Raw genomic sequence first — 23482 nt, forward strand, 5'->3', positions numbered from 1 at the left:
TATTCCGATGAGCTAAGCTATGAAAAAGACACTAATTACAATCATATTACTCTCCCTTTGCTCATGTTCAACATTTAATAAACATAGTCAGATTTTTGATACCGTATCTTCACAAAAGAGAGATCCAGCGAGCATCAATTCTCCAGAAGAAGGCTGTAATAGAATAATCAAAGACTTTATAAGTGCAGACTACAATAAGAACCTTCTCAAAGCATTAGAAGACAAAGAACTAGTCAAGCGATCTTCGAAAAAGATGCAAATCAAATTACCAAAAGATGGATGGTGGACGAGACTTAAAGATTCATGGACACATACTTTTAAAAACTGGAACGATAATAAGTTTGTCTCGCTCTATATGTTTGATGAAGATGAGACCGTCGCAAGCGCTGCTGTCTATAACAAAATTTTAAAGAAGACATTTGATGGCAGTGAACTTAGCGAAGATGAACAAATTGTATTAAAGAACGTTGATAAATGGACCAGTGACTTCACTAATTACAAACAACAATTAGACAATCTAATAAATGAAAGAATCTCTATCGCTTACAATTTGGACATCTTAAAAAGATATTCTTTTGAAGGTGAAAGGGCCGAAGTTGAACTCTCTTTTGTTAAAGATGGAAAAGAGGTCATGGAAAAAATGGTCTTTTATAGATCGGACAAAAACCTCCAGTACTATATGAAACAACTGGACAAGCGTATAACTCAGCTTGATGGCGGTATCTTTGACTGGTGGTTTGATGAAGGAATTATAAAGCAGAGAATTATTCAACAGGCAATGCTAAAAGATAAAGTCACAATTGTGCACAGAGAACTAGAGTACTTCATACAAAACACAGAGTCTCTGGATGTAGAGGTTCGTCGCCAGCTAGAAAGCAAGCTATCTGAACTCACAGCGATGCTCGAAGAGTTTGACTTTAAACCTTCTCAATACGGTATTAATAAAGTAACGAATAAGGCCCTTAAAAAGGAATTATGGTCACTACCAAAAACAGTAAAAGGATATAAGAAACTACAAGATGGTAAGAAAGTTATGAATGAACTATTGAGCGATCAGGACAAGGATCGACTTAAGTTCTTTACTAATGGCCATGCTAGAGTTTTTCAAGGAACGGCTTTAGGTGCACTTCTATCAGGTTCAGGTGCATCAATATGGATAGGCGTTAAGGAATACTTTGTCTGGGATGAAAATAAGAAATATGAATGTGTGAAAATGAAAAAAGAAGAAGAGTTCTTGAACTGTATTCAAGAATATATAGAAAAGAAGTATCCAATAATTTTCCAAGCGGCAATCCTAAGTGGAGACTTCAATCCATTTGACTATGATAATATTCCAGAGGACGAAAAAGATAAATACAAAGAAGAACTTGAACATATAAAAAGGCTTCGAGTTACGTTTAATATACTTGAACAACGTAAGAAGAAAACTAAAGAAGATCTAAGAAACTCTATTCGCCTCATGTATGATTCAATTGTAATTGACGAAGCTGAGCTTCATTCTTGCGCAAGAGTAACAGTGGAACTTTTCCCAGGCTGTATGATTGACTATTTAAGAGGAAAGTTCCCTGGCGTATTTGATATGTGGGACACTTCTAGTAGCGAAATGAAGACTGAAGGCATTAATATATTTGATTTTGATTCTATTCCTCAAAAGTATAAGAAGGACTATGAAAAAGAAGTAAAATCTATTACGTCTCAAAGAGCTACTTATGAAGACTTTCATAGCAATTTTGCTAAAGAGGCTGTCTTTCTACTGGAGTAGTCTTTTTAAGACTATTAGCAATGATTATGAGACCTATTATAATCATTGCTAAACATAGGAACTGCCCCAACGTTAAGAGTTCAAAGAATAGCCCTATTTGAGGGTCAGGATTTCTAAAAAATTCTACGAAGAATCTACCAATTCCATATAACACTAAAAAGATGCCAGAACTGAAGCCAACTCGACTTAATTTATTTCTAACAAAGATCTGCATTACTAAAAATATCAACAATCCCTCTAGAAGGGCTTCATAGATTTGCGATGGATGGCGAGGAATATTATCATAGAATTTTGGAAAAATGACCGCCCACGACACATCTGTTGCTCTTCCTGCAAGCTCTCCATTCATAAAATTGGCCATGCGTCCAAAGAAGATTCCTAGAGGTGCAAACAAGCAAATAGGGTCAGTGAGTTTGAAAAGAGAAACTCCTTCTTTTCTTGAGCATATAAGAGCATATAATCCAATACCAATAATAGCTCCATGAAAGCTCATTCCACCTTCCCAAAGAGCAAAAATTTTAGCGGGATGATTTAGATAATAAGATAAGTTATAAAAGAGTATATAGCCTACTCTTCCGCCTAGGATAAGAATGAGAAAACCCCGAGATAGAAAACTATGTATAAACTTATGCCCAAAAGTGACGTCCCCTTTTTTCTTTAGAGAGAAAAAACCAAAATAGACGCTGAAGAATCCGCAAATATATGCTAGCCAATACCAAGGTAGGATAAACCAGCCAAGAGATATGGCCATAGGATTAAGGTCGTGAACATAGTAAGTCATAATTTATTTTATCATACTTAGTATTTTATAAAAAACCTTTTACTTCTTTTAACAATTTTTCACTTGCTTCGATAATTTTCTCACAATATTCATCCTCAAGTTTGAAGCGAAGTTGATCCTCTTTACTTCTTTCCTGAAGACTTAATTGACTTCTACTTTCATGAGTTTTTAAATCTTTTAGTTTTTGATATAGCTCTTCAAAGACAATATATTCTTGAGATTCTATATCTAAGGCGTGACAATTAAGAAGTAACATTCTTATTCTGATACATCCTTCTGAAATTTCACACTGCTCTTGGACTAAGGCCTTTGTTATAATTTCAAGACTTTCTAGGATATACTTTTCCTTCTCTCGCTCTTTGTGTTCAACGCTTTTGTTTAATTTCTTTTGCTCTTTAATTTTTCGCGATAGAAAGAATATCAGTGTACTCAAAAGAGATATAATAAATACAAGAGCAATAAGAATTTCGAAAAAATATTTTTCTAACATAATTTACCTTTATAGCATATGTGGAGGAACTTCAGGATAGACACCTTGTGGAATTTTACTAATCCATTCTCCGATCAGAGAGAGTAATTTCTCTTTATCTTGTGGCAAACTCCCTCCAATAGGAAATTGGTTTGATACATGATTGGCCCTAAAAAGAGTGTTATTCTTCAGTCCATTTATTTGTTTTAAAATTTCATACATTTCAGTAGTTAGCTCTTTAGTCGAAAGCTCCTCGATTAATCCCCTATCCACCATCGTTTTAAACGGTGTTCCCGGCACAGCAACAGTAGATAAGAATGAAAAAAACTCAGGAGAAATGAGACTGATTAATTTCGCCGTTTGTTCCACGTGATTCTTGGAGTGTTTAAGCCCGCCAACTCCCAACATTGCAATAACAGAAAGTTGAATCCCTGCTTCTTTAATCTTTAGAGACCCCTCAAGCATATCTTTTGCGTTATTACCTTTAACAATCATATGAAGTACTTTATCGTCTCCACTTTCCATACCTAAGTAAGCGATTGTTAATTTCTTTTGCGCTAAAGCTTTCAGCTCATCAATGGATTTATCAAGCATATTTTGAGCTGTGGCATATATACCAACTCGCTCAACGCTTGGAAAATACTTCGATATTAAGTCTAATACACTCAAAAGTAATTCAGTGGGTGCTCCAAGAGCATCGCCATCACAAAGAAATACTTTAGTAGGACTATAGCTAAACCTTTGGAAATACGTTTTAGTTTTCAATAAGTCAGCTTCAATCTCATCAAGTGATCTCTCGCGATAGCTTTTGCTACGATACATATTGCAATAGGTACACTTATTATTTGAACAGCCTATTGTTACTTGCAAAAGAAAGCTCTTACCTTCAGAAGGAGGTCTAAATACAGGCTCTTCATATTCTATAGGAAAGTCATACATACTTTAATCTCTTTCAAACATGTGTTAAATAGTGACAATGAATACTTATAACATGAATTACATAGCAGATAAAAATGAATACTGGGTCAGTTGTGTGCAAAAACAACAATATATCGTCATTTTTACAGACAAATCTTCTGCACACCAGTATAAGTTGGCCTTAGTTCTTGGTAATACACTAGGACCGTGGGATGAGCTTGAAAATTACGAACTAATTAGTTCAAACGATGGCAAATTCTATTACAAAATAAAAGTAGTAAAACAAAATGATGACTGGAAAGACGAAGCCTGTTGTCAATCAGGTTGTCCAGGTTGCCCTTGGACACTTTCTCAAGGATAGTATGAAATTAAAAAAGACCATTTTTAGAGGAGAAGTTAAAACAAACGAAGGTGTTTTGCTAGTAGACTTTCTTAGTGAAAATACAGGCCTCTCTAAAGCTCAAATAAAAAAGATTGCAACTAACGGTGGTGTTTGGTTAAAAAAGAAAGGTAAAGGGCCGCTTTCTCGAATAAGACGGGCAAAGGCCACTCTTAATAGAGCGGACTATCTTGAACTGCACTATGACCCAAATCTAGCTGAAGTTGATACTTCTGCATGCAAAGAAATATATAAAACTAAAACTTGGGGAGTTTGGTACAAACCATCTGGCATACTTTCTCAGGGTACAAAATTTGGTGATCAGGCTTCGATCTTAAGAGTTGCAGAAAAAGAAAAGCCAAATGTTTATTTAATCCAACGACTCGATAGAGAAACAGCAGGATTAATGATCATTGCCTATACTGACAAAGTTGCAAGGATTTTTACCAAGGCCCTTCAAAGTAAACTTATCAGAAAGTTCTATCAAGCTGAAGTGCTAGGAAAACTATCTGAGTCGGCTGGTGAATTAAACTACCGTCTAGAAGACAAAGAGGCCAAGACTCTATTTAAGCTTGCAAAGACCAAAGAAGAAACCTCTCTAGTTGAAATTGAAATTATCACAGGTAGATACCACCAAATTAGGCAGCACTTCGACAAATTTGAGCACCCTGTAATGGGTGACCCAAAATACGGACGTGGGAATAAAAATAAAGACGGAATGAAGCTAGTTGCTCACAAACTTGAGCTAAAAGATCCGATCTCTAAAGAAGATCATATTTTTGAACTTCCAAAAGAATTAAGACTATTTTAAAGACTTTCTTGAAGGCGACTTCTTCTTAGTCGTCTTCTTGATATTTACACTATTTACATTAGAAGCAACTTTTAAGATACCTCTTTGAATTGGATATACTACACCACTTCCAACCAAAAATGCTTTTCCTACTCTACCAATATTTGCCAAACTTAACTCCATGTTAAAAAGTATAAATATCCGGCATTCAATTCTTTGGCCATTGAACTCATGCGCGCAACGCACTAAGATTTTTCAATAAGCACTTCTCTATTTTTCTTATAGCCATCCAAATGATCTAGATCACGAGTGTAGTCTTTTTTCATTAACGGAGAAATGATGAGAAAATCAGCACTCGTTTGATTACAGGCCAGAGGAATATTCCAAACTGTAGCTAATCTTAGTAATGCTCTAATATCAGGATCATGAGGCATACTCTGTAATGGATCCCAAAAGAAAATAAGCATATCGACTTTCCCCTGACATATTGATGCGCCAATTTGCTGATCACCGCCCAAAGGACCAGATACAAACTTCTTTACAGGCATTTCAAGCTCCTTTTCCAACAAGATTCCAGTGGTTCCCGTTGCAAAGAGTTTGTGATTTTTTAGAATATTCTTATTTTTTGTGCACCACTTCAGAAGCTTGGCTTTCTTAGAGTCGTGTGCAACAAGTGCAATGTTTTTAGACTTAGTAATCATGACTATCCCTTCTTTTTTATAGGTGCTAAGATACTTCATTATAATATATAAATAGAGAGAATTGGGAATCAATATGTCTAAGGGTCAATTTCTTTTCTTCACACCTAATCGTGGAAATGAAGAGCATTTAAAATCAGAATTAAAATATGCACTTCCGGACCTCAAACTGAGCTTTTCAAGACCAGGTTTTTTAACTTTTAAGAATTCTGGGAACGATATAGATTTAAAAAGTTTATCTACAATGCACTTTGCATTTAGTCGCGTTCATGGTCTATGCCTTGGTCCAGTAGACGAAGAAAAAGTGACTGATGAAATAGAGAGCTATCTTAAGCACTACTCTATTCACTCTTACAATATTCATAATTGGAGTCGTGACGGTAAAAAAGCATCTAGCGATATTAACTCTTCAGCTGACTTCATCTTTGACGTCATAGAGGTTGATCGCAATAAAATCTGGCTCGGGCTACATTTGGCAGACATTAACTCAAATAGTGCTCCAGGGGGTTTTCCACAGCTATCGCTTCCTGAGGACTCCCCCTCAAGGGCCTATTTAAAAATAGCTGAAATCGTTCATTCATATAAGCTGAAAGTTTCTCAACAAGATACTATACTAGATATCGGTTGTGCTCCAGGTGGCGCCACTCAATTTTTTTTAGAAAGAGGAAATTGTGTCATTGGTATTGATCCAGGAGAAATGAATGAAATCTGTTCAAAAAATTCAAACTTTACTCACCTTCAGTCCCCAGTGCAAAAGATATCAAAAGCACAAATAAAGAAGAAAATTGACTGGATTATAATGGACCTTAACCTTCAGGCCGGTTTGTCTTTGAAAGAAGGAATTAGACTTGCAAAAGAATATCCTAATTTAAAAGGTCTAGTCTTTACGGTAAAGATGCCAACGCCTGATCTTAGTGAAAGAATTGTAGAATTCGTTTCTAAGTTTTATTCATTTAAATTTAACCATTTAATTTATTCACAGGTGCCGACACACAAGAAAGAGTTTGCAATTATTGCCTATAATTAACTTCGAGTTCTAATTGTTTCGCTCGAGCGATTGAGTTCATAGGCCCTTTTCATTTCTTTGATTCGTCTTTCGTAATTTGCAACCATTTGTTCTGAGCGAATCGTATTTTGTTGTACTATACGTCTAAGCTCCTCTCTATCCTTATTTGACTTCTTCTTTGACTCCGTTGTTAGTTCGGACAATTGCTTTTGAAGTTTGTCTTCATAAGCATTGGTCAGCTTAGCTAATTTTGTATCGGACTCACGCTTAACTCTGGCCATTTCCTCGTCATGATTTTGTTTCATAGCTGTAATTCTGGCTTCATACTGAACCCTTTGCGAGTCGAGGCGAGATTTAGAATCAGCTTGATTAAGATCTTTCGATTCTTTTTGAAATAGCTGTTGGGCCTGAAGCTCTTTTTTTGAACTTCGTTCTAAATTGCTAATGGCCTGATCCTTAACCTCAAGCATTCTTTCGTATTCATAATTTTTAGAGGATAATAGCTTTTCATACTTATCTACTAGGTTTTGAACTTTTTGAATATAGTCAGTTTTTTGCTCTTGGGTAACATTATTCAATAACTTATTTCCAAGATAGGCCATTTCCGATTTCTCTTTGGCAAACTCTTCTTGAAGATTATTTACATTTCGAATATTTGCTTCATTCAATTTATTAATACTGTCACCAAAAACCATCTTCTGTCTTGCGACACTATCTCTGAACTCATTTTCTTTTACTATATTTCTCTCTAAATGATCCCGATCCATAGTTTGTAACTTTCGTTGAAACTCATCTATCAAAGTTCTCTCTTTATTTCTCTGCTTCATCATAATGTCACTAAAGTTCGAATTATGAACCCTATCCTTTTCATCTAGTTTCTGTCTGACTAAGAAGTCTTTTGCTTTCGAGCGAGTTGAAATATCATATTCAAGATCATCTTTTAAAACCTCAAATTGGCTTCGTTGATCGCTCATCTGTTCTTGTAATCCCTTAAGTCTATTTTCATAACTATCTCTAAGAGCTTGTTTTTGAAACTCTACGCCCTTTCCTTTAATTGATCTATCTCTAACTTCATCAAGACTTCTCGTAAACTTATATCTATCCTGCTCTCCTTCTCTTTTAAGCTGAGTAATCACTTGTCCATTTTCTTTTTCTTGAATCTGTCTCTCTCTTTCGCTAGCATTATTTAAACTAGTCATAGCAGTAATAAACTTCGATTTTTGATTCTCTAATTTGACCTTTCCATCATTTTTAGTTTTATCTAAAGAGTTTTCAAAGCGCTCCCCTTGACGCTGGATTTCTTCATCTTTAGACTTTCTGAGTTCATCCATTTTCTTATTGAAGAAACTCTTAGTTGCACTTAATTGATCGCTAGAGTTACGTATTAATTCGTCTTTAGTAAAACGATGATCACGAACAAGTTCGTCCTCTCGCTTATTATAATCATTACGAATCTCTTTTATACTGTCTTGTGACTTAGTAGTAAGTTCATTAATTTGTGCAGTATGATTTTTCTTATTCGTTGAGATTAATGAATCAAAGTTTTCAGCTGTATTTTTTCTCTGTAAATTATCAAGGTATTTATGCTCTTTAAGTGATTTGGTGTAAGAGTCACTGATATTATCTAATTTCTTTTTATAGCCATTGGCAAGCTCATTACGACGTTCTGAAAACTCTTTCTTCTGTGTACTAAGATCTCCAAGATATGAGTCTCTTCTCTCTTCTAGCAATTTATTAGTTCTATTACTAAGTAATTCTATTTTATCTTGATTGTCTTGAATCAATTGTTCTTTTTGACCTTCTTGATTCTTTTTGAGCTTGATTTCTTTTCTATGTGCAGTTTTCTTTACATTAGACAAATCGGCTTCATAACTTTCTTTAAGCTTATCTACAGCGTTATACTGTTGTTCACGAATGTTGGATAGCTCTTGAGCGTAATCTATCTTCATTGTCAGTTATTTCACCTATCCCCACTGGGTCCATATTCATTAATATTATATAATTATCTGATCAAAAAATTTTCTAAGACTAGTACTTGAAAAATGAATAACTTAGTGATGTTAAGAGTAATCAACGATTTAAGCTTCGATCTAGCTCTATTGCATTAAGAAACGTCCATATTTTTAGATTAAATTTAGTTTGGCGAGGAATTTTTTACTCACAAAACCTTAAGAAAAAGTTAAATTTTAAAGTCCAAAGAGCAGTAAGTGAGTTAGAATAAAATGTATTAAATAATGAAAAGAGAGCTTTAATGTTAATCCGAAGTTTAGATACAATTGCGACAATAGAAACTATTACACAAATAAAAGAGATTAAGACAATTCTTTTTGACCTTGATGGAACTCTAGTTGATACTGAATGTCTGCATGCTGAAGCACTCCATATGACATTAAAAAAGATTGATCCAGCTAGTAACGAATCAATTATAAATCTACAGATAAAATTTCAAGGGATGTCCGATACTGATGTCTTTAAAAAACTCGATAGTATTAATATCTCTCTAACAGAGTTTCTCCAGATAAAAAATAATAACTTCATAGATATAATTAATTCTAAAAATGAAATATTACATACAGAAATTCGTAAACTTTTAAAAGATATAAAATCTCTCTCCTTCAAACTAGGGCTTGTAACGGCTTCAGAGAGAATTATCGCAGAAGTTATTCTTAAAAAGATTGGAATCTTCGAGATGTTTGATATTATTATTTGCAGAGACGATCTTACAAAATCTAAACCTGATCCATTACCGTATCTAACTGCAATGAAGGAACTAAATAGCTTTGCTAAAGAAACAATTATCTTTGAAGATAGTGAAACAGGCCTAGCTGCTGCTAAATCAAGTGGAGCTCATTATTTTAAGGTAAATTGGTTTAAGGACGTTTAAAAAAGAATATATTTTTAAAGAATTTATATACTCCATTCTTTCTATCTAAGCGTGGCTTCTTACCTCGTAAAAGTGAAGTGAAAGTTTCTTTTAGTACCTCATTTTTCTTTTTATCTTTAACAAGGTAGTGCCTATGCCCACCAAAAGTTAACTTAGAAAAATCTAGATATACAGCATTAGGTGCCCTACCAACTTTATTTTTCTTTAAATACTTTCCTAAGTTTCGACCCAATCTCGGCCCTTCAAACTCTTCAAAATCTTTATTAAAACGATCAAGCTGCTCACTTCCATATAAAACGACATCATCGTCATTGTAAGTGATGAAAACGCTCTTACTAAAGTCAATTTTTGATACCCATTCGTCATGTCTTTTCATCGGTAAGTCTGCAGCATTCAATGTTAGGGTTGAAAAGAGATTCCACTTAAAGTCACCCATATAGTGATTTTCAATCATTGATCTAAATACGATATTTCCCATTGAATGTACGAGCATACTTAACTTAACTCCAAACATCTTTATAGGATGTCTTCTCACATATGCATTTAGCTCTAACAAGAATGCATTTAGATCATTACCAGATTCAACTGCATCAGCTAAAGGTCTCTCAAGGGCAGATTCCCATGATGGCCAATGAAACATAAGTACTTTAACTCCATGCTTCTTTTCAATTTCTGGAATAACTTCAAGACCTTTTTCAGGATGCTTCCCTCTTCCATGAACAAATATATTTATATAACGAGGTTTAATTGCCTCATCAAAAATTTCAGACATGGCACCTTCTACATCAGTTATCTCGAACTTTTTTCCAGAGCTAGTATAAAGCGCTGTCTCGGCCCAAGAGCCAAAACTGACTAGTAACGTGAATGTGATTAATAGAAACTTCTTCAATCTAATCTCCAAAAGTATGTAAATACTTAATCGACTAGATAACTTGGAGACTTGAGAATAAAGGGAATATATTTCCGCATAAAATTTAAATACTAATAAACTTTAAGTACTTATTACTTATACCCGACAAAAACGCTTTTCACCTTTTAGCGCTTAGATTCGACAAATTCTTTTAGATTCTTTTCACTAAGCTTATCCATTTTAGTAAATTCGATTCCAAAATAAAAATCATTTTCTTCCCCAACATGCCTTACCGTTCCAAATGTCTTAATTGTTTTCTTCTGAGGTAGAGAGATTATGCATTCTACATTCTCTCCTATTTTGCAATCAATTATAAAGTGAGGTACCTTCACGGCGATTCCTCCTAATGAAATATCTTTACCTTTTACTATATCAACAAAGTTCTTCCCAACAATATCAATTCTTATATTTTCATTATCATTAGAATTAAAACCTACACGACGCTGATCTTTTCTAGATGGCTTTTCATCTTTAGCCCTAGATTCACTAATAAGCTCAAAGAGTGAATCTTTAAAATCATCTTTAGGTAAGAATCTAACAAAACTTAAGTCTTCTGCTGGCTCACCTGCCTCTAAGAATGCAGAAAGCATTATGACATTGCGAGGTCTATTTTTTTCAGGGATCGATTTTATTGATTTTATTAACTCCATTCCATTCATTACTGGCATATGGAAATCTGTAATAAGTAAATCATATTGAAAAGACTTCAATTTATCCAAAGCATTGTAGCCATTACTAGCTTCAGAGATAGAGATATTCTCATCAAAGCCCTTTATCCTTTCTCTCAAAAGTTCTACAAAATCTGTATTATCCTCAGCAATTAGTATATTGTAATTGATCATAAAAGCTCCTAGATCAATATTTTAACAATATAAAGCTATTAACGTTAGAGACAAAAAAATCACATTTTTTAAAAAAACTTGTCCAGACTTCTTTTATTGGTTTTACCAACTGGTTTGTTTCATCTTAGTAACAGCTTCTAGTATCATTTTGCGAGAGACAACTCCAACGACTCTTTGCTCTTCTACAACAGGATAAATTTGAAAATTATTTTTGAGAAAAAGCTCTACCACGTGCAAGAGAGTGTCACTTGGAGAAATTGTCATTACAGTTCGAGACATAAAGTGTTCTACACTTGAAGGTGTGTGGTTATAATATTTTGAATCAAGACTAAATTTCAGACAATCCTTCTCAGACAAAAAACCAATTAACTCCCCTTTATCTCCAACAACTGGAGCTCCCGTGAGATTCATTTTTAAAAGAGAAGTACTTGCTTCTGAAATGGTTATATCTTTACTCAAAGTAATGAAGGCCTTAGACATATGATCTCTAATGGACTCCTTTGAATTGATCTCACTTTTATTTAATCTTCCAACAACTGCTGGTGTAAAATTGACCATAATTTTCTCCATTTTCTAATCTTTACAATTAATCATACAGCGATCAATGACATCTCTAAGCTCTTCTATCAATTCACTGTCTTCGACTTTATTAATTTCGTATTTACTAAAAATCTCAAGGAAGGAAGAGTTATTAATAAACTCTTCAGTACTTGATTCTAAATTTAGAGTGTCCAAGTTCTCGACCGTAAAAGTTGAACTTGAAATCATTAAAATAATGATGATAAGTAACCTTTTCATGCCTTCCTCTAACTTATAGTAGAACTAAACTATTAAAGAATTATCAGTATCTTCTTACATCTATACTCGCATATCGTTAAAGCATGTAAGTCACTAATTTTATGTCAGCAAATCAAATAAAACCTTACTTTTTTTCACTTTTCTTGCACCAAATACAATAAAGTTATAACTTGTCGTAACTCAATTTAAAGGCCTTTATGAAAAAGCTTGGACTACTTCTTTTGCTACTGAACTCAATATCTCTTCTTGCGGCCAATAATATTATTAGCTCAGGCTTCTTTATCCAAGACATAGATAAAACCTTTTTAAAGCAAATAAAAAATAAGAAAGGCCTTATCATTGACCATGTCAGCTCAAAAGGCTTTGAATTATATGGTGACAACAAACTAGAGAGCTGGCTCGTAAAGAACTCTCCAGTCCTTTTTTATAAAATTGATAACAACATTCATAAATCAGCACTTCAGAACTACCCAAACCCAGAACAAATTGAAAGAACCCTAAAAACACTTGCTAAGCAAAACCCTAGCATTTTCAAACTATTCTCCATTGGTAAAACTCAAGAAGGTAGAGAGCTTTGGGTAATGAAGGTTTCAGATAATGTTGAAGTTGATGAGACTGAACCAGAGTTTAAGTATGTGGCCAATATGCATGGCGATGAGATTGTGGGTAGAGAGATGATGGTTTCACTATTAGAAGATCTTGCAAAAGGCTATTCTGAATCTCATCAAAATATCGTCGAGTTAATAAATAATACTGAAATATTCATTATGCCATCATTAAATCCTGATGGTGCTTCAAAGCGCAGAAGAGGAAACTCAAACTGGAGAGACTTAAATAGAGACTTCCCTGATGTTGATAGTGATGCTGATGGTATTAGACCACGTCAAAGACAGTTAGAAACTCTTGCAATGATGAACTTTCAAGAGTCTAGAAACTTTTCACTCTCGGCAAATTTTCACGGTGGAACAGAAGTTGTAAACTATCCATGGGATACTAAAAGAGCAGACTTCCCTTTGCTTGAGCTCGTGAAAGATTTATCACTCGAGTATGCGCAAGCTATTCCCTCTATGAGAGATAATGATGAATTTACGGATGGCATTGTAAATGGCTATGCATGGTACGAAATTAATGGAGGTATGCAGGATTGGAGTTATCATTGGCATAACGACTTGCAAGTAACTATTGAACTCTCTCATTCTAAATGGCCTAGCTATTCTCAAGTTCCAGGATACTATCAGAAAAATAAATCTTCACTGCTGACATTCATGAAAAGAATTCATCAAGGACTCGGACTTAAGTTTAACAAGAAAATAGATGGAAATATAGTGATAAGAAAACTAATAGGAAATAACTATCAAGAGATTATTTCTATGAAGCTTACTAAGAATGAATTCTATAAGGTTCTAGAGCCTGGAAATTATCAACTAGATATTCAATCTAATGGTGTTTCAAAGACTATTTATAAAGAAGTATTAGCTGATAAGATCTTTATAAATGGTGAGTTCGAAACGGTAGAGTTCTAATCTTCTACCGTTTACATACTTATTATCTTAATCACTAGGTGTTAGAAATTTTATTATAATAAAAGATATTAGACTTAGAAGAAAGAATGCCCCTACTAAAGGTATCACCGTTCCATTATAAAGCTGTCCAACCACCCCTCCTACACTTACAGATATAAAAGTCTGAAAAGAACTAATCACAGAATTGGCAACACCAGCAATATGTCCTAACGGCGCAATGGCAAGAGTATTTAGATTCCCAAAAAGTATACCAATAAATAAGAAAGAAAGACCTAAATAGATAACGAAACTTAACAGAGTTACGGGAGTCGAGATAGAGAATATGTACACAAGATAAAATATAGAAAGTAAATTCAATGAAGCGATAGATATAATAGAGAGATTTCTCATCCCAAACCTAGCTATTAATTTTGAATTTATAAATGAAGAGACACCAATACTTAATGCAAGAGCGCCAAAGTATAAAGAAAAACTATCTCCTAAATTAAATTGAAGTTGAAGAATTTGCTGAGCACTACTCAAATAACCAACAAAGGCTCCAAAAATAAGTCCAGCGCAAATAGTATAACCTCTAGAAGTTCCGTTGCTTACAGTTTCTTTAATCCCATTGCCAATTGAAGAAAATGAAAATGGGATTCTCTTATCCAGAGCTAGTGTTTCATCTTGAGTATATCTAAGTAGCAATATTCCACAGATAGCAAGTATAATAAAAACGAGAAATATAGACTGCCAATTACCAATATAAATTATGAGTTGGCCAAGTCCAGGAGCAACAGCAGGAACTACTATAAAAACCATCATAATGAGAGACATTACTCTCCCCATCGCTGGCCCATGAAATTTATCTCGTATCATTGCGACTGATACAACTCTACAAGATGAAGCTCCAAAACCTTGTAAGAATCTCCCTAATAACATGACTTCGATACTATGACTCAACAAGGAGATCAGGCTCCCTACACAGAAAATAGACAACCCCAAGTACAACGGTTTCTTTCTACCTATAGAGTCAGACAAAGGACCATAGAGCATGAGGCCGAACGACATCCCTAAGAAGATAGTTGAGATCACTAATTGAATATCATTTTCATTGACGACGGCAAGAGACTCTCTGATATGGTTCAGGGCCGGTAACATAGCATCTATTGATAAAGCAATTAAAGACATCAGAAATGCCATTAGTACAATAAATCTATTTTCAACTTTTTCCATATAATCCTTCTTAAGCTTTCAAGCTAGCATAAACGCTAAAATTGAAAATGTATTGCTCTTAGAGGTTGATTAAATTCATGAAAATAATTAAAAATTAGCTTCACTTATCGAAACTATTAGTTTAAGTTTCAAAAAAAGCAGGGGGAGCTATGAAGAAAATCATTTCTATAATTCTTATTTTAAGTGCTCAATACACTATGGCCAGTTGTTACAGTGATGTTCTAGATCAATATCTAGATTCTTCTAGAGGTACTAGGTTCGACTACATGCCTAAGTTGCACAAGCCTGTAGAACTTGAGCAAGGGGAAGTATTTCCTGTTCGCAGAAACTCAGATATTGGTCCTTTTGATGCAAGTAAGCTTGTATTTGTTGTAACAGGTTCGATTCACAGTGGTTGGTTCAGTCAGGGAATAGTTGTTGACCCACAAACATGTGAAATAGAGCAAGTATCTGAAATTGATTCTGAGTAATTATTATATAGGATAGGTCAAATGCACCTATCCTTGATATAGCTAAAAGAAAAAAGGTTAACAAAAAATGAAACTTCTATCACTTATTCTAGTATTTATCTTATCTATCGCGACCCAAGCAGCATCGGTTACTGTTGAAAAATTTGATCTTGATTTCTATCTTGATGAAACAAAGTATGAAATAGACTTTTCTTTAGAGATGGCATGTCGTTACGAGAAGTTTGTTATAAGTGATTCTTCGGAGTATGAATACATTACTAGAGAAGTCCCATTAACAATTAAAAAGAAAAAAATCACTAACACTGAAACACTAGTGACTATTTCAAATAAGAATAAGGCCTTTCTAAAATTAGATGGAATCTTTAGAAGTAATAAGCAATGCCAAACTTACTTAAATTTCTTTATCAAAAGTAAAATATACTCTATCGGGTGGGCCAATCAATACCATAGACCTATTCGTCTTGGAGTATTTGAACACTCTAGACTTGAAGCATATAAAGTTTTTGATATAGATGCACTTAAGGATATATTTGAAGATAAGAAAGTTTCTTTTAACTATAAAGAATCTTCAGTTCAGTTCAATGTTCGTTTAGCTTTCGATGGGGTTTCCACAACAGGTACATCAACTTATTTAAGTACATCTGTTGCGAAAGACCCTAAAACATCGAGGCCATACAAGCTCAAGAAGTAGGATCACTACTTCTTGTTTTTTAACTCTTATGCCATTTTACTGAGTAAAGATCGTGCCTACGATCTTTTAAATTTTGAACCGCTCCATGAGATCTCGCCTCAATAAGAGTATCTGTTCTTAAATCTGCAATTGTTACCATTTCCACATTTGGCGTTGCCTCAGCTGCGATACCATCTTTTGCAAAAGGAAAGTCACAAGGTGTAAAAATAGCACTTTGAGCATATTGAATATCTAAGTTTTTAACTCGAGGAAGATTTCCTACATTCCCAGCAATGGCCACATAAATTTGATTCTCAATCGCTCTGGCCTGACAACAATATCTAACACGACAATATCCTTGTCTGTTATCAGTTAAGAAAGGAACGAAGAGAAACTTAATTCCTTGATTTACAAGGTGTCTAGTCAATTCCGGAAATTCACTATCATAACAAATAAGTACACCAATAGGGCCACAGTCTGTATCAATAACTTTAACCTGATCTCCACCTTCAATTTTCCACCAATATCTTTCATCTGGAGTAGGATGAATTTTGGTTTGCTCATGAACCATTCCGTCTCGTAAACAAATATATGAAATATTTCGAACACTATCACCAACCAAAGTTGGGTGAGATCCAGCGATGATATTAACATTATACTTCATTGCTAATCTTTGAAAGAGTTCCTTAATTCGCTCCGTGTACATAGTCATCTTAACGATGGCCTCAGCAGGCTTTATTTCCTCATTCTCTATAGACAATAGTTGCATCGTAAAGAGTTCAGGAAATAATAGAAAGTCAGCTCTATAATCACCGGCGACGTCAACATAGTATTCAACGATTCCAGCAAATTCTTCAAAACTCTCAACTGCTCTTTGCTTATATTGAACACAAACAATTCTTACAGAGTTTTGTCTAAAAGGTTTATTCTTTTCAGTAAAGGCGGCCTTAAATTCAGGGTTGTCCCACTTAAGATGAACAGCATAACCACCACTTGCCTTATCTGTTGGAAGATAATTTTTAAGAACACCAACGACTTCGAAACCACTTCTTAAGTGAAACCCTAAGATAGGATCACTTATTTCTTTAGTTCGTACTTTCTCAATATATTCCTCTACACTAGAAACTTTCTTAATTCTCTTAGCATAGTTAGGAATCCGTCCACCAAAGACAATTCCTTTTAGCTGGTAGAAATTAACTAGCCCTTTTCTAGCATTATATATTCTTTGACCTATTCTTAGGCCTCTCTCTGAAGGATGAACACAAGTCTCATATCCGTATAAGTACTCACCATCTTCATCATGAGTAGAAGCGAAACCATTGGCTGAAATCGACTCCCAAGTATGAGGAGAAAGGGCCTTTTTTTCATCAATTATTAGACTTGCTGAGTAAGCTATAATATCGCCATCACGAAGAACAACAAAGCAGCCTTCTCTAAAGTTATTAATTTGCCCTCTAAGCATATCCTCTGTATATGTGCCAAGATCTCCATAGCACTCCTTAACAAGTTCAATGATTCTAGGAATATCCTTAATAGAAGCATTTCTAACATCAATAATTTTCTTCACTTTGGCTCCTAAGATAAATTTATAAGAAATAAACTACAGTAAGTTTAGCAGTTGATGTCTATTAGACAACTAGAATAATGAAGTAAAGATAATATGATCATATTAATTATAAAAATAGCATTATTTTAATGACAGAAAGATTAAAACTATTTAAATATCAAATTATATTTACCCATAAGGATGGAATTCTATGCAAAAAGGACCAATTTCTACATTTATTGATACTCACTTTCTGCACTTTAACAGTGCTGCGCTAGTAGATGCTTCCAATGATTATATTAAGCATCTTAATGAAGATGGTAAGATGATGATTACCCTTGCTGGAGCAATGAGTACTGCTGAGTTAGGAAAGTCTCTTGCTGAGATGATTCGACAAGATAAGGTTCAAATCATTAGTTGCACTGGGGCAAATCTAGAAGAAGATATAATGAATCTAGTTGCTCATGATCACTACAAAAGAATCCCAAACTATAGAGACCTCTCTCCCGAAGAAGAATTTAAGCTTCTTGAAAAAGGTTTTAATCGAGTTACAGATACATGTATTCCAGAAGAAGAAGCATTTAGAAGACTTCAAAAGCATATATTCTCTCAATGGAAAGATGCTGAAGACAAAGGAGAAAGATTCTTTCCACATGAATTTATGTACAAGATGATTCTCTCTGGTGATCTTGAGCAGTACTATCAAATTGATCCAAAAGACAGTTGGATGGTTGCAGCGGCACAGAAGAACCTACCGATTGTTGTTCCAGGATGGGAAGATTCTACAATGGGAAATATCTTTGCAAGTTACTGTATCAAAGAAGAGCTAAAACCAAGTACTACGAAATCAGGTATAGAGTATATGACTTGGCTGGCAAAATGGTACCTAGAAAATTGTAAAGGTAAAGGTATTGGTTTTTTTCAAATCGGTGGAGGTATAGCGGGCGACTTTCCAATTTGTGTTGTCCCAATGCTCTACCAAGATATGGAAGAAGAGAATATTCCTTTTTGGAGTTACTTTTGCCAAATTTCTGATTCCACAACAAGTTATGGTTCCTACTCTGGAGCGGTTCCTAACGAAAAAATAACTTGGGGAAAATTAGATATCGATACACCTAAACATGTGGTTGAGTCAGATGCAACAATTGTTGCCCCACTAATGTTTGCAAAGATTTTAGGACTCTAAAATAAAAAGGCCTCAGTTACTTGAGGCCTTACTTTTATTATCTCTATTTACCACAACATTTTTTATATTTCTTTTGACTCCCACAAGTACAGGGATCGTTACGCCCTACTTTTGGAGAAGTTCTCACTATCGGATCTAATTTATGATGATGTCCATGATTACAATTTGGTCCATGTACATGAACGTGCTCGTTACTTTCTTCTTTTGAGTTTTTCTCATTTTCTGTTGTCATTTTTTCCTACACAAGTTCAAAGTTATTTTCTCACTTCTAACATGATTTTTTTTGATTTGCGATCATAAAAATTACTCCTCGCTAGAAGTGGATCTTTTAGCTGCTCTACGCTCTTGTCTTCTTTCTTTTTTCTCTAGCATTTTGGCCCTTTGCTCTTCAGAAGCATTTGCATACTTTTCTTCCCACTTAGCTTTCCTAGCGTTTCTATGCTCTACACGCTGTTCTTGAGACATTGACTTCATTGCCTCTCTCCTAGCTTGACGGGCCTCACTATCCCCCCTAGAAAAAGAGTTCGTTGACAATAGTGCAAGTAGTGATATGGCCAAAACTTTCTTCATAAAATCTCCAGATTAGTTAAAGTCTCAGACTTATATTAATCCCATTCACAAGTAGTCCTTAGAAGAAAATATTCAAGGCAAATGATTAAGTAATTACGGTGTCTTAACTTGAAATAGAACTCATTTAGAGTTTCCAAAAGTGATGATTTATATTGGCAGTTACTAGTTATTGATCACAGAAAAGGTCAATTTGATTTCCATTAGGGTCTATAATACTAGCATACCTTTGTCCCCAGAAAGCATCCCAAGGAGACTTCTTAACTTTGAACCCAGCAGACTTGATACTCTCATAGATTGAGTCAACATCACTTACACTATCTTGTTTAAAACAAAGAACTATGGAACTGCCAGGAGAATCAGTCCACTTAGGATCTATTTTCTTTAATAATTCAACTGAATCAAGCATTAACCTAAGTCCACTTCTAGTTAATGCTTCATAGTGACCTTCACCTCCAAGCTCTTTGAATTCTATTCCAAGTAAGGAATAGAACTCAATAGACTCAGGGATATTTTTTGAACAAATTCCAATAGCATCTAAACTCAAGCGGAGTCCTTATTTGAAAATTGGATAGAAAACTTTAGAAAAAGCTTCGTAGTTTTCATATTGAGGCATATGACCTAATCCATCTAACAAATAAAGCTTAGAGCCCGGAATAAGCTTATGGGCATTCTTGGCCAATTTAGCGTATTGACCCAAAACTCTTTTTTCTCCATCTTTTTTCCATCCTCTTCCAGGACCTGTTTTATCTCTAGAACCAATTACTAAGTAAGTAGGTCTTTTGATTTTTGGAAACTTTGCAACAATATTCTCTGAAAAGATTGGTCCATAAGTTAAAGCATTATTCCAAGCAACGACTTCCCAGTCATTACCTTTTAACTGACCATCAAGTGGTACAAGTAATTTTTCATATTCAGCAGACCACTTTCCGTCGTAATAATTCTTCTTTTGATAATTTCTGGCCTTAACTAATGTCTTATTTAACTCATTTTTGTAATAGAAAGAGATATCTTTATATTGAACATAATCAGAATATGCTTCCAGACCAATCGGATTAATTAAAATAAGTTTATCGACACTTTTTGAGAATTGGTCAACCATTGTAACAGCTAACATTCCACCCATTGAGTGACCTACAACATTAAATTTCTCTATTTTTAAAGAATCAAGAAGGCCTTTAGTATTTAAAGAAAGTTGTCCGAAAGAATATTGATAATGCTCAGGTTTAGAAGACTTACCGAATCCAATTTGATCAGGAATTATAACTCTATGACCTTTTGCAACTAACTCTTTAGCAATCCTTTCCCAGTAATAGCCAGAGAAGTTCTTACCATGAAGTAACACTGTAACCTTAGAACTACTCTTGTCCCCTAAGTCCATATATCTCATCTTAAGATTCTGTCTTTGACTTGAGAATTCGTATGTCAGAACTTCGAATGGATATTCATAACTAGATAATTCTTTATCATAAGCTTTATCGCTAACAAGAACTGCACATGATTGTGAAAGTAAAATGATTAAGCAAAGTAAGTATTTCATATTTCTCCTTATATGGTTTTAATAAATACTATAGAGTTTACTAAAAAAAACAACATAGACTTTACCAATTACTATTAGACAATGACTTCTACAATTAACTAACGATTATACTCTGATATAATCGTCGTTGCTAAAACAGACTCTTCAAAATAAGTCTTCTTTATTTCTCTATAATTTGTATTTGAAAAAAAGTCATTCATGCTCTCTTTACTTTTAAAGAATATTGCGAAGACTCTATTAATTACTCGCCCCTCTTCATTCTTTAACGTCTCAGCAACTTTGAAATCATACCGAAAACCGCCACCATACTCTTCGAGTAAAGGAGTCATGGCCTCTCTATACTGTGAGTATTTTTCATCATTCTTGATATCTAGACCTACAATCATTTCATAACTCATAACAACCTTACCTATTCAAACTTTCTAAATGAAAATCTATATGCTCTTTAATGAAGCTTGAAATATAGAAATAGCTATGATCATAACCTTCCCGATATTTGATACTGACTTCTTGTCCAACACTCTTTGCTGCTTCTACTAAATTCTCAGTTAACAAATGTTCACTTAGGAATTCATCATTAAGACCCTGATCGATTAGAATAGTGTCTTCTCTTTTGTTACCTGCTAAAAGTAATTCTGTTGCATCATAACTATTAGCTCCAAGCAATTCTTCACCTAGATACCCTTTAAAAGCCTTCATTCCCCAACTAGACATAAGAGGGTTTACCATTGGCGAGAAAGCGGAGACACTTTTAAATAACTCTTTTTCCCTGATGCCTAAAACAAGTGCACCATGACCTCCCATAGAGTGACCCATAATAGAAATTTTCAGAGCGTTGAAGTTGTTCTTTAAAATCGCAACAATATCTTTGCAAATATAGTCATACATTTGATAATGATCTTTATACCCTTGCGTAGTAGCATTGAGATAAAACCCCGCCCCAGATCCAAAATCGTAAGAATCGTGTTCATCTTTTAAATTAAGACCACGAGGAGAAGTATCTGGGCATATAATCATTGTGCTAGAATCTTTAAGACAGCGCTGTGATCCAGCTTTAGTTATGAAGTTCTCCTCATTACAAGTAAGACCAGATAGCCAAATGATTGCACTATCAATCGTCTTAGATGCAGGAAGAAAGACCGAAAACCTCATCGTAGTTTTAGTCGACAGAGAATCATGCTCATAGTAAACAGTCTCTCCATCAAAAGTTTTATTCTTTTTAATGACTCTAATATCCATATATTATTCCTAAAATTCAATAACAGTTCTTACACTCTTGCCTTCGTGCATGTAATCGAAAGCTTCATTTATTTTTTCTAATGGCAATTTAAATGTTACAAGATCATCTAAATTTATCGTACCTTCCATATATTTATCAACATACCCGGGGAGCTCAGTACGTCCCTTAACACCACCAAAAGCACTTCCTCTCCAAACTCTTCCAGTGACTAGCTGAAAAGGTCTCGTGCTAATTTCTTTTCCAGCTCCTGCTACACCTATAACGATCGACTCTCCCCAACCTTTATGACAACACTCAAGAGCAGATCTCATAAGATCAACATTTCCCACACATTCAAACGAGTAATCTACCCCCCCCTCAGTGAGTTCAACAATCACTTCTTGAATAGGCTTGTCATATTTCTTAGGATTGATAAAATCTGTCGCTCCAAACTTCTTTGCCATAACAAATTTATCTTCATTAATATCTATACAGATTATTCTTTTGGCCTTTGCCATTTTTGCACCTTGAATAACAGAAAGGCCAATTCCACCAAGTCCAAATACAGCAATTGTAGCACCTTCTTCAACTTTAGCAGTATTTAGAACTGCACCTATACCTGTAGTTACCCCACAACCAAGAAGACAGACTTTATCAAGCGGAGCTTCTTTACTAATTTTGGCAAGAGAGATTTCAGGAACAACAGTGTATTCAGCAAAGGTTGAAGTTCCCATATAGTGATAGATAGGTTTTCCATCTTTAGAAAATCTACTTGTTCCATCAGGCATAACTCCCTTTCCTTGGGTCTCTCTAATTCGTTGGCACAAGTTTGTTTTACCAGACTTACAAAACTTACACTCACGACACTCTGGAGTGTAAAGAGGAATGACATGATCACCTACGGACAGACTTGTTACTCCCTCTCCAATTTCCGTTACAACTCCTCCGCCTTCATGACCTAGAATAACAGGAAATAGGCCCTCTGGATCTTCACCGGAAAGAGTGTATGCATCAGTATGGCATACACCTGTTGCAATAATCTTCACAAGGACTTCGCCTTTTTTTGGTCCTTCTAAATCAACCTCTTCAATTTTCAAAGGCTGATTAGGCCCCCATGCAACAGCAGCTTTTACTTTCATATAATCTCCATTAAATTTTATCTATTTATTACAGTATGTTAGAACACGAAGTAACAATTGCAAATAATTTTGGCCTGCACAGAGTTGAATTCTAACAGCTGATTAAATAATATACACAATATTTATGTAACCTACTGTTTTAACAACACTTTATTGGCCTAAATCTTGCTTCT

General features: G+C 34.6%; 28 protein-coding genes. 9 read left to right on the top strand and 19 right to left on the bottom strand.

The genetic code is table 11. From position 1 onward, the window contains the following. Window positions 1–19: 19 nt before the first annotated feature. Entirely contained in the window at window positions 20–1762 is a 1743-nt protein-coding gene (locus DPQ89_RS01175) for a hypothetical protein (protein WP_127714320.1), read from the top strand. On the opposite strand, the gene lgt is transcribed toward DPQ89_RS01175, so the two are convergent. The 3 genes from lgt to DPQ89_RS01190 are packed head-to-tail and all read right to left on the bottom strand — an operon-like array spanning window position 1734 to window position 3951. Continuing rightward, window positions 1734–2543, bottom strand: a complete 810-nt coding sequence (gene lgt / locus DPQ89_RS01180) for a prolipoprotein diacylglyceryl transferase (RefSeq protein ID WP_127714322.1) — start codon at window positions 2541–2543, stop codon at window positions 1734–1736. The two genes, DPQ89_RS01175 and lgt, sit on opposite strands and share 29 nt — an antisense overlap. A gap of 25 nt (window positions 2544–2568) precedes the next feature. Further along, window positions 2569–3033 (bottom strand): DUF2489 domain-containing protein, encoded by a 465-nt coding sequence (locus tag DPQ89_RS01185; protein WP_127714324.1) that lies wholly within the window; start codon window positions 3031–3033, stop codon window positions 2569–2571. Between the two features lie 9 nt (window positions 3034–3042). After that, window positions 3043–3951, bottom strand: a complete 909-nt coding sequence (locus DPQ89_RS01190; RefSeq protein ID WP_127714326.1) for a radical SAM protein — start codon at window positions 3949–3951, stop codon at window positions 3043–3045. 37 nt (window positions 3952–3988) lie between these two features. Here DPQ89_RS01190 and DPQ89_RS01195 point away from each other — a divergent pair, with 37 nt between their 5' ends. Next, entirely contained in the window at window positions 3989–4291 is a 303-nt protein-coding gene (locus DPQ89_RS01195) for a hypothetical protein (RefSeq protein ID WP_127714328.1), read from the top strand. A gap of 1 nt (window position 4292) precedes the next feature. Then, the gene (locus tag DPQ89_RS01200; RefSeq protein ID WP_164848210.1) at window positions 4293–5120 is read left to right on the top strand and encodes an RluA family pseudouridine synthase; all 828 of its coding nucleotides are present in this window, start codon (window positions 4293–4295) and stop codon (window positions 5118–5120) included. Here DPQ89_RS01200 and DPQ89_RS18410 read toward each other — a convergent pair. After that, a complete protein-coding gene (locus DPQ89_RS18410; RefSeq protein ID WP_164848211.1) occupies window positions 5112–5270 on the bottom strand; it encodes a hypothetical protein in 159 nt (52 codons plus the stop codon). The genes DPQ89_RS01200 and DPQ89_RS18410 overlap by 9 nt on opposite strands. A 74-nt stretch (window positions 5271–5344) precedes the next feature. Beyond that, on the bottom strand, window positions 5345–5839 hold the full coding sequence (locus DPQ89_RS01205; RefSeq protein WP_241558766.1) for a methylglyoxal synthase: 495 nt from the start codon (window positions 5837–5839) through the stop codon (window positions 5345–5347). A gap of 34 nt (window positions 5840–5873) precedes the next feature. On the opposite strand from DPQ89_RS01205, the gene DPQ89_RS01210 reads away from it, so the two are divergent. Next, window positions 5874–6824 (top strand): SAM-dependent methyltransferase, encoded by a 951-nt coding sequence (locus DPQ89_RS01210; RefSeq protein WP_127714334.1) that lies wholly within the window; start codon window positions 5874–5876, stop codon window positions 6822–6824. Here DPQ89_RS01210 and DPQ89_RS01215 read toward each other — a convergent pair. Then, on the bottom strand, window positions 6821–8752 hold the full coding sequence (locus DPQ89_RS01215; RefSeq protein ID WP_127714336.1) for a hypothetical protein: 1932 nt from the start codon (window positions 8750–8752) through the stop codon (window positions 6821–6823). The genes DPQ89_RS01210 and DPQ89_RS01215 overlap by 4 nt on opposite strands. A 302-nt stretch (window positions 8753–9054) precedes the next feature. Between DPQ89_RS01215 and DPQ89_RS01220 the strand changes: the two genes are divergently transcribed. Further along, complete coding sequence (locus DPQ89_RS01220) at window positions 9055–9687, top strand: HAD family phosphatase (protein WP_127714338.1); 633 nt, start codon at window positions 9055–9057, stop codon at window positions 9685–9687. On the opposite strand, the gene DPQ89_RS01225 is transcribed toward DPQ89_RS01220, so the two are convergent. The 4 genes from DPQ89_RS01225 to DPQ89_RS01240 all read right to left on the bottom strand — a co-directional run bounded on the left by DPQ89_RS01225 (window position 9674) and on the right by DPQ89_RS01240 (window position 12237). After that, window positions 9674–10576, bottom strand: a complete 903-nt coding sequence (locus tag DPQ89_RS01225; protein WP_127714340.1) for an alpha/beta hydrolase — start codon at window positions 10574–10576, stop codon at window positions 9674–9676. The two genes, DPQ89_RS01220 and DPQ89_RS01225, sit on opposite strands and share 14 nt — an antisense overlap. Window positions 10577–10722: 146 nt before the next feature. Further along, a complete protein-coding gene (locus tag DPQ89_RS01230; protein WP_127714342.1) occupies window positions 10723–11439 on the bottom strand; it encodes a response regulator in 717 nt (238 codons plus the stop codon). A 102-nt stretch (window positions 11440–11541) separates the two neighbouring features. Beyond that, the gene (locus DPQ89_RS01235) at window positions 11542–11997 is read right to left on the bottom strand and encodes a CBS domain-containing protein (RefSeq protein WP_164848212.1); all 456 of its coding nucleotides are present in this window, start codon (window positions 11995–11997) and stop codon (window positions 11542–11544) included. A 15-nt stretch (window positions 11998–12012) separates the two neighbouring features. Next, window positions 12013–12237 (bottom strand): hypothetical protein, encoded by a 225-nt coding sequence (locus tag DPQ89_RS01240; RefSeq protein ID WP_127714346.1) that lies wholly within the window; start codon window positions 12235–12237, stop codon window positions 12013–12015. Window positions 12238–12434: 197 nt separating this feature from the next. Here DPQ89_RS01240 and DPQ89_RS01245 point away from each other — a divergent pair, with 197 nt between their 5' ends. Further along, window positions 12435–13760: a M14 family zinc carboxypeptidase gene (locus DPQ89_RS01245; protein WP_127714348.1), complete on the top strand. Its 1326-nt coding sequence runs from the start codon at window positions 12435–12437 to the stop codon at window positions 13758–13760. Between the two features lie 27 nt (window positions 13761–13787). Here DPQ89_RS01245 and DPQ89_RS01250 read toward each other — a convergent pair whose 3' ends face one another. Next, window positions 13788–14972 (bottom strand): multidrug effflux MFS transporter, encoded by a 1185-nt coding sequence (locus tag DPQ89_RS01250; protein ID WP_127714350.1) that lies wholly within the window; start codon window positions 14970–14972, stop codon window positions 13788–13790. Between the two features lie 149 nt (window positions 14973–15121). Between DPQ89_RS01250 and DPQ89_RS01255 the strand changes: the two genes are divergently transcribed. Both DPQ89_RS01255 and DPQ89_RS01260 read left to right on the top strand, forming a co-directional pair. Continuing rightward, window positions 15122–15442, top strand: coding sequence for a hypothetical protein (locus DPQ89_RS01255; RefSeq protein ID WP_127714353.1), 321 nt, complete (start codon window positions 15122–15124; stop codon window positions 15440–15442). Between the two features lie 67 nt (window positions 15443–15509). After that, window positions 15510–16133 carry a hypothetical protein gene (locus tag DPQ89_RS01260; protein WP_127714354.1) on the top strand — a complete coding sequence of 208 codons (624 nt, stop codon included), beginning with the start codon at window positions 15510–15512 and terminating at the stop codon, window positions 16131–16133. A 19-nt stretch (window positions 16134–16152) separates the two neighbouring features. Here the strand turns inward: DPQ89_RS01260 and DPQ89_RS01265 are convergent, their stop codons facing one another. Beyond that, entirely contained in the window at window positions 16153–17679 is a 1527-nt protein-coding gene (locus DPQ89_RS01265; RefSeq protein ID WP_206611125.1) for a carbon-nitrogen hydrolase family protein, read from the bottom strand. Window positions 17680–17869: 190 nt separating this feature from the next. On the opposite strand from DPQ89_RS01265, the gene DPQ89_RS01270 reads away from it, so the two are divergent. After that, the gene (locus DPQ89_RS01270) at window positions 17870–18844 is read left to right on the top strand and encodes a deoxyhypusine synthase family protein (RefSeq protein WP_127714358.1); all 975 of its coding nucleotides are present in this window, start codon (window positions 17870–17872) and stop codon (window positions 18842–18844) included. 43 nt (window positions 18845–18887) lie between these two features. On the opposite strand, the gene DPQ89_RS01275 is transcribed toward DPQ89_RS01270, so the two are convergent. The 7 genes from DPQ89_RS01275 to DPQ89_RS01305 all read right to left on the bottom strand — a co-directional run bounded on the left by DPQ89_RS01275 (window position 18888) and on the right by DPQ89_RS01305 (window position 23309). Continuing rightward, window positions 18888–19076, bottom strand: a complete 189-nt coding sequence (locus DPQ89_RS01275) for an SEC-C metal-binding domain-containing protein (protein WP_127714360.1) — start codon at window positions 19074–19076, stop codon at window positions 18888–18890. A gap of 71 nt (window positions 19077–19147) precedes the next feature. Beyond that, window positions 19148–19414 carry a hypothetical protein gene (locus tag DPQ89_RS01280; RefSeq protein ID WP_127714362.1) on the bottom strand — a complete coding sequence of 89 codons (267 nt, stop codon included), beginning with the start codon at window positions 19412–19414 and terminating at the stop codon, window positions 19148–19150. A 166-nt stretch (window positions 19415–19580) separates the two neighbouring features. Continuing rightward, window positions 19581–19958 carry a VOC family protein gene (locus tag DPQ89_RS01285; RefSeq protein ID WP_127714364.1) on the bottom strand — a complete coding sequence of 126 codons (378 nt, stop codon included), beginning with the start codon at window positions 19956–19958 and terminating at the stop codon, window positions 19581–19583. A gap of 9 nt (window positions 19959–19967) precedes the next feature. Continuing rightward, complete coding sequence (locus DPQ89_RS01290; protein ID WP_127714366.1) at window positions 19968–20951, bottom strand: alpha/beta fold hydrolase; 984 nt, start codon at window positions 20949–20951, stop codon at window positions 19968–19970. Window positions 20952–21049: 98 nt separating this feature from the next. Continuing rightward, complete coding sequence (locus tag DPQ89_RS01295) at window positions 21050–21349, bottom strand: DUF1330 domain-containing protein (RefSeq protein WP_127714368.1); 300 nt, start codon at window positions 21347–21349, stop codon at window positions 21050–21052. Between the two features lie 7 nt (window positions 21350–21356). Further along, window positions 21357–22190, bottom strand: a complete 834-nt coding sequence (fghA, locus tag DPQ89_RS01300) for an S-formylglutathione hydrolase (RefSeq protein WP_127714371.1) — start codon at window positions 22188–22190, stop codon at window positions 21357–21359. Window positions 22191–22199: 9 nt separating this feature from the next. Next, window positions 22200–23309: an S-(hydroxymethyl)glutathione dehydrogenase/class III alcohol dehydrogenase gene (locus DPQ89_RS01305; RefSeq protein WP_127714373.1), complete on the bottom strand. Its 1110-nt coding sequence runs from the start codon at window positions 23307–23309 to the stop codon at window positions 22200–22202. Between the last annotated feature and the right edge of the window lie 173 nt (window positions 23310–23482).

The organism is Halobacteriovorax sp. HLS (genome assembly GCF_004006665.1).
GTDB lineage: Bacteria > Bdellovibrionota > Bacteriovoracia > Bacteriovoracales > Bacteriovoracaceae > Halobacteriovorax.